We start from the raw sequence: 12617 nt of genomic DNA on the forward strand, positions 1-12617 counted from the left end.
GGTTTCGAAGAAGTTCTGTATCAACTAAAGCCCTTTGAGGACGGGCTTCACAGCGGTTTTAGCGGGGTGCTGTCCGGTATTTCAGACCAGCGCCGTCAGTTGTTTGGCTGCGCTCATTTGACCGGGCGGCCGTGGATGCGGACCGAGAGTTCGTCGGCTACTTTCTGCACCCGGGCCGCCAGTACCGGCCACTCGTCAGCAGGCAGTTTGCCCTCCAGGAAGGTGACCGCGACGGCCGCGGTAGGCCACCCCAAATGGTCGGTGACCGCGGCGGCAATGGAGCCGAAGCCAGGGGTCACCTCGCCGTGTTCGGTGGCGTAGCCCCGCTGGCGGACCTGGTCCAGGTGCGAGGACAGGGCGGAGTACTTCATGATGGCCCCCTCCACCTCGTGCCGCGCAGTGAAGGCAGCAGCGTTGGGGTACAGGGCGCGCACCTGGGATTTGGGCAGGGCGGCAAGGATGGCCCGGCCGCTGGCAGTGAGGTGGCTGGGCAGCCTGACACCGACGTCGGTGACCAGGGACGGGCGGTTCTTGGCCCGCTCCTCCACGATGTACAGGACGTCGCGGCCGTGCAGGACGGCGAGGTGGGCGCTCTCGCCAATCGCGTCCACCAGCGAGGCAAGCAGTGGGCGGCCCAACCGGGACAGCGGCTCCTGGCGCGAGTACGCGGAGCTGAGCTCGAAAGCGCTGATGCCCAGCCCGTAGCGCTGTTCCTCGTGCAAATGGAGGACGAAGCCATTGGCCTCCATCACCCCCAGCAGGTGGTAGACGCTGGAGCGGGGCAGGTCCAGGCTGGACGCGATCTGCGACGCCGCCATGGGGCCACGCCGCGAAGCCAACAGCTTGAGGATGCGCAGGGTGTTTTCTGCGGCAGGAACTTTTGACGTTGCCTTGACGGATGCCCGGGGCGCCTGGTTCCCGGCGCCTCCTGTTTCGGTGCTTAGTGCAGTGCTCATCGGCTGGAAGGGTCTTTCTGGCTAGCTCTGTCCGGTATCCCGTACTTAAGCTTGCGCCCCTTGAGATGTCGTTTGAACCCCGTTCGGAGTCACCGTGTCTGAAATACCGGACATTCGCTCCGTCGTACGCCTTATCGACACGCATATCCCTTTTCGCGCCCTGAATATCCGGCGCGAAAAGGAAGATGCGCAGCGCCAAATGATATCCGCAGCGAAAGAGCGCCGCGAACAGTCTGAAATGAAAGACAGCAACCCGCCGTGAGCCTCATCACGGTGCCTGCGAAAATGGTCTGCTGGTTAGCGGCTCCCCTCCCAATGACGAGAAGGTATTTGCATGCAACCAGCTCCAACCCCAACCCGGACCGAAACCGCGGCGGAAACGCACAAGCCAACTGCCGGCGTGGGGCATGTCCTCAACCGCGGGCTGAACGTCCGGCACATCCGCTTCATGGCGCTGGGCTCGGCGATCGGCACCGGCCTCTTCTATGGCTCAGCCTCCGCCATCCAGAAAGCCGGGCCGGCAGTTCTGCTGGCCTACATCATCGGCGGCGCAGCCGTGTTCATGGTGATGCGCGCCTTGGGCGAAATGGCCGTGCGGCACCCGGTATCGGGTTCCTTCAGCCAGTACGCGAGCCGGTACCTCGGCCCCCTCGCCGGCTTCGTGACCGGCTGGACGTACGTTTTCGAGATGGCCATCGTGGCGATCGCCGACGTCACGGCCTTCAGCATCTATATGGGCTTCTGGTTCCCGCAGGTGGACCGCTGGATCTGGATCCTGGCCGTCATCTGCTTCCTCGCCGCGCTGAACCTGCTCAGCGTTAAGGTCTTCGGCGAACTTGAGTTCTGGTTCTCGCTGATCAAGGTGGCGGCCATCATCGCCATGATCGCGGGCGGTGCTGCACTGATCGTGTTCGGCTTCCAGGGCGACGGCACTGCCGTGGCTCCGGGACTGGGCAACCTCGTTGACCATGGCGGATTGTTCCCCAACGGCTTCGAAGGCCTCCTGGCATCGTTCGCCGTGGTGATGTTCGCGTTCGGCGGCATCGAGACCCTGGGCATCACGGCCGGCGAGGCGGCTGACCCCAAAAAGGTCATCCCAAAGGCCGTGAACACTGTGCCCGTGCGCGTGCTGCTGTTCTACGTCCTCACGCTCGGAGTCCTGATGAGCCTCTTCCCGTGGGACCAGGTGGGCACCAGTGGCAGCCCGTTCGTGCAGATCTTCAGCGGCCTGGGCATCCCGGCAGCACCGCACATCCTGAACGCCGTGGTGATCACGGCCGCGCTTTCAGCCATCAACAGCGATATCTTCGGCGCCGGACGCATCCTCTTCGGGCTTTCCAGCCAGGGCCACGCACCGGCCGCCTTCGGCAAGGTCTCCCGGCACGGCGTCCCGTGGATGACCGTGGTCATGATGGCGGGAATCCTCCTGGTGGGAGTGGTCCTCAATGCCGTTATTCCTGAGGACGTGTTCCTGGTGATTGCCTCGATTGCCACCTTCGCCACCGTTTGGGTCTGGGTGATGATCCTCGCGTCCCATGTTGCAATGAAGCGGGAAATCGCCCGCGGGGGCCTGCCGGCGTCGGAATTCCCGTCGCCGTGGTGGCCCGCCGCCTCCGTCCTGACCATCGCTTTCATGGTGCTGGTGATCGCCATCCTGGGCGCGTTCGAGGACACCCGGATCGCCCTGTACGTGGGCGCGGCATGGCTGGGACTGCTGGTGATGGCCTACCGCCTGTGGATCAAGGGTGACGGCCGACGCCGGGCCCACCTTCAGGACGAGACCTCGGCGCTGCCGGTGGTCGGGGCAGGCACGGGCAGCTAAGCCGGAATCAGCCGGCTGCGGACGCCCGTACCGGAGCTACAATCAGCCATGGTTCCAATGTCCAACCTGGTGGCATTCGCCCTGGCGTCCGTAATCCTGATCGCCGTCCCGGGCCCCAGCGTGCTGTTCGTCATTGGACGTTCCCTCGCGCTGGGGTGGCGCGGCGGCGTCCTCACCGTCCTGGGAAATGCCACGGGCCAGTTGGTCCAGGTCATCGCCGTGGCCCTTGGCGTGGGTGTGGTGGTGGCCGAGTCCGTGCTTCTTTTCAGCATCGTGAAGCTGGCAGGTGCCGCTTACCTGGTTTTCCTGGGGATCCGGACCATTGTCCGCCGGGGGCACGGTTCCCGGCGGCTTGCGCCGCCTCCGGCCTCCACTCCGTGGACGTTGGTGCGCCAGGGGGCGGTGGTGGGCGCCACGAACCCGAAGTCGGTGGTGTTCTTCGTGGCGATCCTGGCGCAGTTCGTGGACTACCCTGCCGGCAACATTCCGTTCCAGCTTGCACTGCTGGGTGCTGTCTTCCTGCTGATCGCGCTGGTCTCGGACAGCGTGTGGGCGATCGCGGCGGGGTGGGCGCGGCTGTGGTTCGTCCGCTCACCGCGGCGCGTCCCCGCGGTGGAGGCGGTCGGCGGGGCAATGATGATCGGCCTCGGCGGAACGCTGGCCCTAACCGGATCCAAAACCTAGGACTGCACCTGCCCTGGCAGCAGTACTGAAGCAAGAAGTGCCCGGTCCCCGAACGGACCGGGCACTTCCATGTTCTGCTCTGTAAGACCGGCGCCTGTCAGGCCACTGCCCGGTCAGGCCACTGCCCTGTCAGCCCACTGCCCCGTCAGGCCTGCGCTCCCTAGCCCGCAGCAGCGGCGGCCCGTACCGCCTGGCCGAGGGACGTCGTCGGGCGCCCGATCAGCCTGCGCAGGTCGCCGGTGCTGACCAGGAGATCGCCGCGCGCAATGCCCAGGTCCGAATCAGCCAGGATCCCGGCAAAAGCCTCGGGAACACCCACACCGGTGAGCAGGCCAACGTAATCCTCGGTGGGCAGGTTGTTGTAGCGGACGGGTTTTCCGGTGGCTGCAGTGATCTCGGACGCCAGGTCCGCCATGCTGAAGGCCTCGTCGCCGCCCAGCTCGTAGACCTTGCCGGCCTGGCCATCGGCCACCAGGACCGCTGCTGCGGCGTGGGCGTAGTCGGCCCGTGCGGCCCCGCTGACCTTGCCCTCTCCGGCACTGCCCGCGAGCGCTCCCTGGGCCAGGGTGCCCGGCAGCTGTTCCGTGTAGTTCTCCAGGTACCAGCCGTTGCGCAGCAGGACGAAGGGGACGCCGGATTCGCGCAGCAGCGCCTCCGTGGCCTTGTGCTCATCCGCCAGCAGCATGCCCGTGGTGTCCGCATTGGCGATGCTGGTGTAGGCCAGCAGCTCCACGCCTTCGGCCTTTGCGGCGTTGATCACGGTGCGGTGCTGTTCCACCCGCCGGCCCACTTCGCTGCCGGAAATCAGCAGCACCCGCCGGGCGCCCTTGAGTGCTTCGGCCACGGAACCAGGGTCGGCATAGTCCATGTGCTGCACGCGTACCCCGCGCGCGGAAAAGTCTGCGAGCTTCTCCACCGACCGGCCGGCGGCCACGATATCCGCGGCGGGTACGCCCCTCTCCAGGAGGGCTTCAAGAACGTGGCGGCCCAACTGTCCGGTGGCGCCTGTAACAACAATGCTCACGGTGGTTCCTTTCGGGAGTTTTTCTCTGTCAGAGGGCACAACCATGGCCAGTCGGCAGAACTTCCCAACAGAGAGTACGCACTTTGAAGTAAGGTACTAACCCAAAAGTTAGGTACCAGGCTTTGGGTAAGCTGAAGGCATGGAAACAGCACCTCACGCGTCGCCCCTCCCGCAGGCCTTTGCCGACGGCGTATTCCCCGCCGGGTGCCCCAGCCGGACCCTGCTGGACCACATCACCAGCAAATGGGGAGTCCTGATCCTGCTTTCCCTGTCCGAGGGTGAGCAGCGCTGGAGTGATTTGCGGCGACGGGCCGAGGGAATCAGCGAGAAGATGCTGGCCCAGACATTGAAGACCCTGGAGCGTGATGGCCTGGTCAGCAGGAACGCCCAGCCGGTCATTCCGCCCCGCGTGGATTACAGCCTCACGGAGCGGGGCTACGAATTGAGCGCTCTCCTGGTGCCTTTGGTTGCGTGGGCATTCGACAACGCCGAGGACATCATCAACGGAGCCGGCCTGGGCAGGTAATGCCCCCTCAGAACTTGAGTACCTGTTACTGATGTTGCTGATGTGATTAGCGCCTAGCGTGGGCGTACGGTGGCGGCCGGAATGGGAGGACCATCCTCCGCTGGGAGCGTTCGGCCAACCAGCACCGTTAGCGGGCGGCAGGCTGCCGCCTGGAGGAGTTGGTCACATGGCCAGGGACGACTACGCACAGGATTTTTCCCGCCTGGGCCAGCCCGTCAGCGTGGGTGAAGCGCTGGGACAGGTCCTGGGACTGATGCTGGAGGCCTTCAGTCCGCGGTCCCCTTACCGGGTGGGTGACACCGTCATAGGCGACGACCCCTTCAGCGGCAGGCGCGAAGGGGTCGTCGTGTGGCGGGACCGGCGTTCGGTGGGGGTGAAGACGACCTACGGCGTCTTCTTCTTCGACCACCGGCTGGTCAAACCCCTGGAATAGGAGGCGCGGGGCCGGACGGGTGCTACCGCGCGGACCAGCCCCCATCCATGGTGTAGCTGGCGCCGGTGACCATTCCGGCGTCCGCGGAAGCCAGCCAGGCCACCAGGGACGCCACTTCTTCCGGCTCCACCAGGCGCTTGATGGCCGCCTCGGTGAGCATCACCTTGGCCAGGACCTCGGATTCGGGGATGCCGTGAACCTTGGCCTGGTCGGCGATCTGCGACTCCACCAGGGGCGTGCGCACGTAGCCGGGGTTGATGCAGTTGGACGTGACCCCGTGAGCCCCGCCTTCCAGCGCCGTCACCTTGCTCAGCCCTTCCAGGCCATGCTTGGCGGAAACGTAGGCGCTCTTGAACGGGGAGGCCCGGATCCCGTGCACCGACGAGAGGTTGATGATGCGGCCGAAGTTGTTCGCGTACATGTGTGGCAGCGCCGCCCGGATCAGCAGGAAGGGCGCCTCCAGCATGAGGGTGATGAGCCGGCGGAAATCTGCCGGCTCAAAGTCCTCGATGGGGCTGATGCGCTGGATACCGGCATTGTTCACCAGGATGTCGCAGTCCAGGCTGAGGGTGGCCAGGGCGTCAACGTCCAGCAGGTCCACGCCCCACGCGGTGCCGCCCACCTCATCGGCGAGCGTCGCCGCCGCGGCGGCGTCGACGTCGGCCACCACCACTTTCGCTCCCCGCGCGGCAAGTGCGCGCACGCACGCCGCCCCGATTCCGCTGGCACCGCCGGTGACCAGCGCCTTGCGTCCATTCAACGTGTCCTCCATTGCAGTTCTCCTTTTGTGCGCCTACGCGGTCCAGCGGGTTCCATCGGTCCAATCGTGGCCAGGTCAGGCGTGCGTGGGGCTGAGCAGTCCCTCGCGGGCGGCGTCTTCCTTGTCCACGTCTTCCAGGGCAATGCCCTTGGTTTCCTTCAGGCTCAGGACGGCCACGGTTGTGATGGCGCAGGCCACCACCAGGTAGATGGCGGTGGGCACCCATGAGCCGGTGTCCTTGAGCCACTGGGTGGCCAGCAGCGGCGCCAGGGAGCCGGCGAAGATGGACGTGACCTGGGAACCCAGGGAGGCTCCGGAGTACCGCATGCGGGTGGGGAACATCTCGGCCATGATGGCCGGCTGGCCGGCGTACATAAGGCCGTGCAGGCACAGTCCGATGGTCACCGCCAGGACAATCACAACGGCGTTCCGGGTGTCGAACATGGGGAAGGCGAAGAACGGCCAGGTGGCACCCAGGATGGCTCCGGCGAGGTAGACCGGCTTGCGGCCGATCCGGTCCGCCAGGCGGCCGTACTGCGGGATGATGGCGAAGTGGATGACGTGCGCGATCAGCAGTGCCAGCAGCAGTGATGACGTGTCGTACTTGTGCACGCTCTTGAGGTAGACAATCGCGAAGCTGACCACCAGGTAGTACATGATGTTCTCCGCGAACCGGAGGCCCATGGCCTGGAAGATGCCCTTGGGGTACTTGCGGACCACCTCGAACACGCCGTAGCTGACGGCCTGTTCCTTTTCCACCAGTTCCTTGGCTTCGAGGAAGATGGGGGATTCACTGACGTGGGTACGGATGTAGTAGCCCACGAAGACGATCACGGCCGAGAGCCAGAAGGCCACGCGCCAGCCCCAGCCAAGGAACGCCTCGCTGCTGAGGGTGGTGGACATGATGTACAGCACCAGGGTGGCCAGCAGGTTGCCCACCGGGACGGCGGCCTGGGGCCAGCTGGACCAGAAGGCGCGGGTCTTGTTGGGGCTGTGTTCTGCCACGAGGAGGACTGCTCCGCCCCATTCGCCGCCCAGCGCGAAGCCCTGGATGAACCGCAGGGCCACCAGCAGTGCGGGGGCCAGGTACCCGATGTCGGCGAAGCCGGGGAGGCAGCCCATCAGGAACGTGGAGACGCCGATGATCACGATGGTGAGCTGCAGCGTGGGCTTGCGGCCCAGCTTGTCACCGATCTGGCCGAACACGATGCCGCCCAGCGGGCGTGCAATGAAGCCCACGGCGTAGGTGAGGAAGGCCTGGATGATCCCGTCGAGCTCGTTTCCGGTGGCGGGGAAGAAGTACTTGCCGAAGACCAGGGTGGCGGCGGTGGCGTAGAGGAAGAACTCGTACCACTCCACCACCGTCCCCACCATGGAGGCCGCGACGATCTTCTTCAGTCCTGATCCTTTGGGTGCATGCCCGGCCTCGTTGGCGGGGCGCTGCTCTACGCTCATGGTTTCTCCTAGTGTCCACATTGACACGCGCTGTGATCTCCAGCACAAGTGACTCAGATGAGTATTGCTGCACAAACCAGGCACTTCAATGCCCAAAGCGGCACGAAACGTGTGCACAATTGCAGATATGAATGCGAACCCCGATGACCTGCTGGTCCTCCTGGCAGTGTCCCGCTCGGCCAGGTTCACGACGGCGGCCCAGGCCCTGGGCTTGAACCACACCACGGTGTCCCGCAGGATCGCCGCCCTTGAGAAAGCGCTCGGCGGCCGGGTATTGTCCCGGGCAGCAGGCGGCTGGGAACTGACGGAGCTCGGCGAACGGGCCGTGCGGGCAGCGGAACAGGTGGAAGCGGTGCTGGGCACGCTGGGACCGGCAGGCCAGGCACCCGACCCGATTACCGGCGTCGTACGCATGACCGCCACCGATGGCTTCAGCGCCTACATTGCAGCCCCAGCGGTGGCGCGCCTGCGCCGGGACCATCCGGGCCTCAGCGTGGAAGTGGTGACCATGACGCGCCGTGCCCTGCAGCAGCGGTCCGGCCTGGACATCGAGGTGGTGGTGGGCGAGCCGCAGGTGCACCGGGCGGAGGCCATCCGGCTGGGTGAATACCGGCTGGGAATGTACGCGTCCCGCGCCTACCTGGCGGAGCACGGGACACCGGCCACCGTGGCTGAACTCAACGGGCACCCGCTGGTGTATTTCGTGGATTCAATGCTGCAGGTGGATGACCTTGACGCGCCGCGGCGGCTGGTTCCGGCCATGCGCGACGGCCTCACCTCCACCAACGTGTTCGTGCACGTGGAGGCAACCCGGGCCGGGGCGGGGGTCGGGTTCCTGCCGTGCTTCATGGCGGACCTGCACGATGACCTGGTCCGGCTGCTGCCCGACGAGATCGGCGAACTGCTCCCCTACTGGCTGGTCCTGCGCCCGGATTCGCTGCGCCGGCCCGCGGTTGCCGCGGTGGTGCAGGCCCTCCGGGAACGGATGGCGGATTACCGCGAAGCGCTCCTGGGCCGGGCTTAGGCTTCCGGGGGCGCCGGCGGGTCGTGGCGGACTGCCGCTCCGGCGGCGAACGCCCGGACCTGGGCGTCGTCCCAGAGGTGGGCCGGGACGGCTCCGCCCAGGAGCCTGCGCCGCAGCTGTGGGTCGTCCACGATGGGCGAGTCGCTGCCGGCCATCACCATGTTTCCGTAGCGCCGGCCCTTCAGCATGGCGGGGTCGGCAATGATCACCGTGTGCCGGAAGGCTGCCGCAATGGTGGCCGCGTCCTCCCGCGCATTCCGGAGGTCGGGGGCATCGCCGGAGTTGGCCACGTACAGGCCGCCCGGGGCCAGGACCCGTTTGACGTGCGCATTGAATTCGGCGGTGGTCAGCGGGCGCGGGGTGTGGGCGCCGGCGAAGACGTCGCGGATGATGAAGTCCCGGGTGCCGGCCGTCAGGGTCTCCGTCACGGCGCGGGCCTCCCCTACCCGGATCCGGAGCAAAGGCGCCTTGGGAAGGTCGAACCAGTTGCGGACATGCTCCGCGAGCTTGCCGTCCAGTTCCACCACCACCTGGCGGGCGTCCGGGTAGGCTGCGGCGAAGTAGCGGGCCATGGAGCAGGCGCCGCCGCCCAGGTGCAGCCCACGCAGCTTTGCCGACGATGCGTCCGACGGCGGCCAGCGGGATTCAATGAGCGCCGCCATCCACCGCATGTACTCGAAGTCCAAAAACAGGGGATCGGCGAGGTCGATGTGCGAGCTCATGACCCCGTTGATCTTCAGGAGCCAGCCCGTGGAGTTGTCCTGGTCCGCCACCAGCTCGCAGTCACCGGTATCGATGTAGTAGACACCCTCCACCGGACCACTCTGGCGGGAGCCCGCAGGCACCTCCACCACGCCTGCAACCGCACGGATGCTGTTCCGGCCCCCTGACCTTCCGCGTTTTGCCATTACCCGTGCCACGCTTCAGTCATGCTTCAACCTTAGTTGGTAGGCACTGCGCCTTCACCGTCGCGGATCCGTTTCACCACGGCGGTGGTGGACCGTTCAGCCACGTAATCAAGAATGGCGATCCGGCCGCCGTACTCTTCCACCGCCGGGGTCTCCTCCAGCATTTCCGGCGTGTAGTCCCCGCCCTTGGCATAGACTTCGGGCCGGAGCCGGCGGATCAGCGGGGTGGCCGTGGGGGTATCGAACACTGTCACATAGTCCACGCAGCTCAGGGCCGCCACCACGGCTGCACGGTCCGCCATGGTGTTGATGGGCCTGCCGGGGCCCTTGAGCCGGCGCACCGAATCATCACTGTTCAGTGCCACCACCAGGATGTCGCCCAGCTGTTTCGCCTGGTTGAGGTACCTGGTGTGGCCGCTGTGCAGCACATCGAAGCAGCCGTTGGTCAGCACGATCCACTGGCCCTGGGCGCGGTGTATTTCCATCTGCCGTTCCAGTTCGTCCGCACTCAGGGCGGTATCGGCGAAGGCCTCCAGGTACCGGCTGAGCTGGGCGGTGCTGCACACAGACGTGCCGGGCTGGTGGACCACCACGTCGGCGGCCGACTGGGCCAGGTCCAGGCTGGCGGTCAGCGGCAGCCCGGCGGCACAGGCAAGCGTCAGGGCCGCCACGAAGGTGTCCCCTGCCCCGGATGCCTGCTTCTCCGCGGCGGGCCGGGCCCACGTCCGGTGCCGCACGCCGTCGGGCATCAACAGCACGGTTCCGTCCCGGTCCAGGGTGACCACCACGGCCCGGGCGCCGGTTGCCTGAAGCAGGGCCGCGGACTCCGCGGACACCGCCTCCACCCGCGCCTGCCCTTCCGGCAGTTTCCGGTCCAGGAGCCGGGCGGTTTCCTGCGCGTTCGGGGTCACCAGGTGGGGCTGCAGGGCAGCCCAGGGGCGCGGATCATGGGCGTCGACCACCACAAGCGGACGGTTTTCGCCGGCGGTGTCAGGTCCCAGGACGCGCGCCAGTTCCGTGCGGACAGGGTCCGCCACCACGCCGGTCCCGTAGTCGCACACCAGCACGGCGTCCTGGCGTTCGACGGCGGCACGCACCGAGGCGGCGAGCGCGGCCAGGGCGTCGGCCGGGACAGCGCCGGCCGAGTCGTCGAGGCGCAGCATCACCTGGCCGCCGCTGCTGATCCGGATCTTGGTGGTGGTGACCATGTCCGGGTGGGTGTGCAGGTGCCGGACGTCGATGCCGGCGGCGGCAAGCTGCGCACGGAGGTCTTCGCCGGCGTCGTCAGAGCCGATGATTCCGGCTACCGAGACCTTTGCTCCCAGGGCGGCCAGGTTCATGGCGGTGTTGGCCGCGCCGCCCGGGACCGATTCGCGGGACTGGATGTCCACCACGGGGGCGGGCGCTTCCCGGCAGAGCCGTTCGATGCTGCCGCTCCACCAGCCGTCGAGCATCACGTCGCCGATGACCAGGATGGAGGGATGTTCCGCGGCGAGCCGGCCGGGGAGCCAGTCGGACAGTGCCCGCTGGGTGGACAGGTCGATGGATTCCGGGGACGCGTTCACGGCAGGTCCCGGTCGTCAGTGTTGATGATGGTATCCGGGCCGTCGCCGGAACCGGCCGCCGGCGGGGCCGCGATGTGCACCACCTTGACCTGGCTGAACTCGTCCAGGAGCTCTGGCCCGTAGCCGAACCCGGCCCCGCTCTCGCCGCGCGGCTGGGCTGCTCCGCCGGGGGCGCCGCCGAACACCTCGTTGACCTTCACCGTTCCCACGGGCAGCGCAGCCACCGCCTGCTGGATGTGCGCGATGTTGCTGCTTAGGACGGTGGCCGCCAATCCATACCTGCCGCTGCACGCCAGGCGCAGGCCGTCGTCGAACGTGTCCACCACCTGCACGGGAGCCACGGGGCCGAACGTTTCCTCCGCCATCACCTGCATGCTTTCGGTACAGCCGAGCAGGACGGTGGCCGGGTAGAAGGAACCCGGGCCGGCCGGGAGGGCACCGCCCTCCACCGCGCGGGCGCCCTGGGCCAGGGCCTCGGCGACGTGGGCGTGGACGGCGTCGCGCATCCGCAGGTCCACCAGCGGCGCCACGCTGCCGCTGCTGTTCCGGAGCGCTGCCTCGGCCTCCAGGGCTTTGCAGAACTCGGCGGCAATGTCCCTATGGACGTAGATCCGTTCCACGGAGGTGCAGATCTGGCCGCTGTTGCTGAAGGCTCCGATGGCTGCCTGCTGGGCAGCCCACCCGGGATCCACGTCGCGGTCCACCAGCAGGGGGTCGTTGCCACCGTTTTCCCTGATGACGTGGGCGCCGGTAAGGGCTCCGGCCTGGGCAATGCGGGCGCCTGAGGCGCTGGATCCCACGTGGGCTATGACGTCCACGGCGGCCTGCGACAGCGCCGTTCCCACCCCTGCGCCACCGGAGAGGGTCTGGAATACCCCGGCAGGGAAGGCCGGCGCCAGCACTTCGCCCAGCGCCTCCCCAAGCCGCGGGCACCGCTCGCTGGGTTTGTGGATGACCGTGTTGCCCGTGGCCAGCGCGGCGCCGATCAGCCCGCAGGCAACGGCAACCGGATCGTTCCAGGGGGTCAGCAGGACGGCCACGCCGCGCGGTTCGGCCAGCGTGTAGTCGGTGGCCAGCCGGTTGCCGCGGAGGCTGTGGCCACGGTGGACCGGGCCAAGTTCCGCGTACTGCTCCAGGGTGGAAACCCCGGCGGCGATGCCGGCCAGGGCCTCATCCTCCGGCCGGCCGGTTTCGCTGGCGTTCAGCCCCGCGAGCTCCCGCGCGCCTGCATCAAGGGCTTTGGCGGCTGCCCGCAGCGCGGCGCCCCGTTCGGCCGGTGCGGTTGCGGCCCACGCTGCTGCACCGCTGCGGGCCAAACCCACGGCGTGGTTGATGGCCTCGGGCGCCGCTTCGGGCACCGTCCAGAGCACTTCACCGGTTCGCGGGTCCTGGATGGTGATGCCGGAGCCCTGGACTGTCTCATGGCCTGCGGATGTTTCGGTGGCTGTGGTGGGCATGGT

At 67.2% G+C, this 12617-nt stretch carries 13 protein-coding genes; 6 read left to right on the plus strand and 7 right to left on the minus strand.

Features of this window, described 5'->3' with window-relative positions; all coding sequences use genetic code 11:
• Nucleotides 1-113 precede the first annotated feature (113 nt).
• Nucleotides 114-956 carry an IclR family transcriptional regulator gene (locus ACV095_RS18245; protein ID WP_478222431.1) on the minus strand — a complete coding sequence of 281 codons (843 nt, stop codon included), beginning with the start codon at nt 954-956 and terminating at the stop codon, nt 114-116.
• 94 nt (nt 957-1050) lie between these two features.
• Here ACV095_RS18245 and ACV095_RS18250 point away from each other — a divergent pair, with 94 nt between their 5' ends.
• The 3 genes from ACV095_RS18250 to ACV095_RS18260 all read left to right on the plus strand — a co-directional run bounded on the left by ACV095_RS18250 (nt 1051) and on the right by ACV095_RS18260 (nt 3462).
• The gene (locus ACV095_RS18250; protein WP_478222432.1) at nt 1051-1218 is read left to right on the plus strand and encodes a hypothetical protein; all 168 of its coding nucleotides are present in this window, start codon (nt 1051-1053) and stop codon (nt 1216-1218) included.
• Nucleotides 1219-1290: 72 nt separating this feature from the next.
• Nucleotides 1291-2778 (plus strand): amino acid permease, encoded by a 1488-nt coding sequence (locus ACV095_RS18255; RefSeq protein WP_478222433.1) that lies wholly within the window; start codon nt 1291-1293, stop codon nt 2776-2778.
• A 48-nt stretch (nt 2779-2826) separates the two neighbouring features.
• The gene (locus ACV095_RS18260) at nt 2827-3462 is read left to right on the plus strand and encodes a LysE family translocator (protein ID WP_478222434.1); all 636 of its coding nucleotides are present in this window, start codon (nt 2827-2829) and stop codon (nt 3460-3462) included.
• A 160-nt stretch (nt 3463-3622) separates the two neighbouring features.
• On the opposite strand, the gene ACV095_RS18265 is transcribed toward ACV095_RS18260, so the two are convergent.
• Nucleotides 3623-4486 carry an SDR family oxidoreductase gene (locus ACV095_RS18265; RefSeq protein ID WP_018772207.1) on the minus strand — a complete coding sequence of 288 codons (864 nt, stop codon included), beginning with the start codon at nt 4484-4486 and terminating at the stop codon, nt 3623-3625.
• Nucleotides 4487-4625: 139 nt separating this feature from the next.
• Between ACV095_RS18265 and ACV095_RS18270 the strand changes: the two genes are divergently transcribed.
• Nucleotides 4626-5012, plus strand: coding sequence for a winged helix-turn-helix transcriptional regulator (locus ACV095_RS18270; RefSeq protein ID WP_018772206.1), 387 nt, complete (start codon nt 4626-4628; stop codon nt 5010-5012).
• Nucleotides 5013-5178: 166 nt separating this feature from the next.
• Complete coding sequence (locus tag ACV095_RS18275) at nt 5179-5445, plus strand: hypothetical protein (RefSeq protein ID WP_018772205.1); 267 nt, start codon at nt 5179-5181, stop codon at nt 5443-5445.
• Nucleotides 5446-5467: 22 nt separating this feature from the next.
• On the opposite strand, the gene ACV095_RS18280 is transcribed toward ACV095_RS18275, so the two are convergent.
• Nucleotides 5468-6217 (minus strand): 3-hydroxybutyrate dehydrogenase, encoded by a 750-nt coding sequence (locus ACV095_RS18280; protein ID WP_018772204.1) that lies wholly within the window; start codon nt 6215-6217, stop codon nt 5468-5470.
• 63 nt (nt 6218-6280) lie between these two features.
• A complete protein-coding gene (locus ACV095_RS18285) occupies nt 6281-7660 on the minus strand; it encodes an MFS transporter (protein WP_478222435.1) in 1380 nt (459 codons plus the stop codon).
• Between the two features lie 127 nt (nt 7661-7787).
• Here ACV095_RS18285 and ACV095_RS18290 point away from each other — a divergent pair, with 127 nt between their 5' ends.
• Nucleotides 7788-8684: a LysR family transcriptional regulator gene (locus ACV095_RS18290; RefSeq protein ID WP_018772202.1), complete on the plus strand. Its 897-nt coding sequence runs from the start codon at nt 7788-7790 to the stop codon at nt 8682-8684.
• On the opposite strand, the gene ACV095_RS18295 is transcribed toward ACV095_RS18290, so the two are convergent.
• From ACV095_RS18295 to ACV095_RS18305, 3 genes are read right to left on the minus strand one after another with little or no spacing between them, the layout of a single operon-like run.
• Nucleotides 8681-9592, minus strand: a complete 912-nt coding sequence (locus ACV095_RS18295; RefSeq protein WP_018772201.1) for a spermidine synthase — start codon at nt 9590-9592, stop codon at nt 8681-8683. The two genes, ACV095_RS18290 and ACV095_RS18295, sit on opposite strands and share 4 nt — an antisense overlap.
• Nucleotides 9593-9624: 32 nt before the next feature.
• A complete protein-coding gene (gene rfaE2, locus ACV095_RS18300; RefSeq protein WP_478222436.1) occupies nt 9625-11157 on the minus strand; it encodes a D-glycero-beta-D-manno-heptose 1-phosphate adenylyltransferase in 1533 nt (510 codons plus the stop codon).
• Complete coding sequence (locus tag ACV095_RS18305) at nt 11154-12614, minus strand: aldehyde dehydrogenase family protein (protein ID WP_478222437.1); 1461 nt, start codon at nt 12612-12614, stop codon at nt 11154-11156. Before ACV095_RS18305 ends, rfaE2 begins: the two co-directional genes overlap by 4 nt.
• Nucleotides 12615-12617 lie beyond the last annotated feature (3 nt).

This window comes from Arthrobacter sp. JDC6 (genome assembly GCF_056484025.1).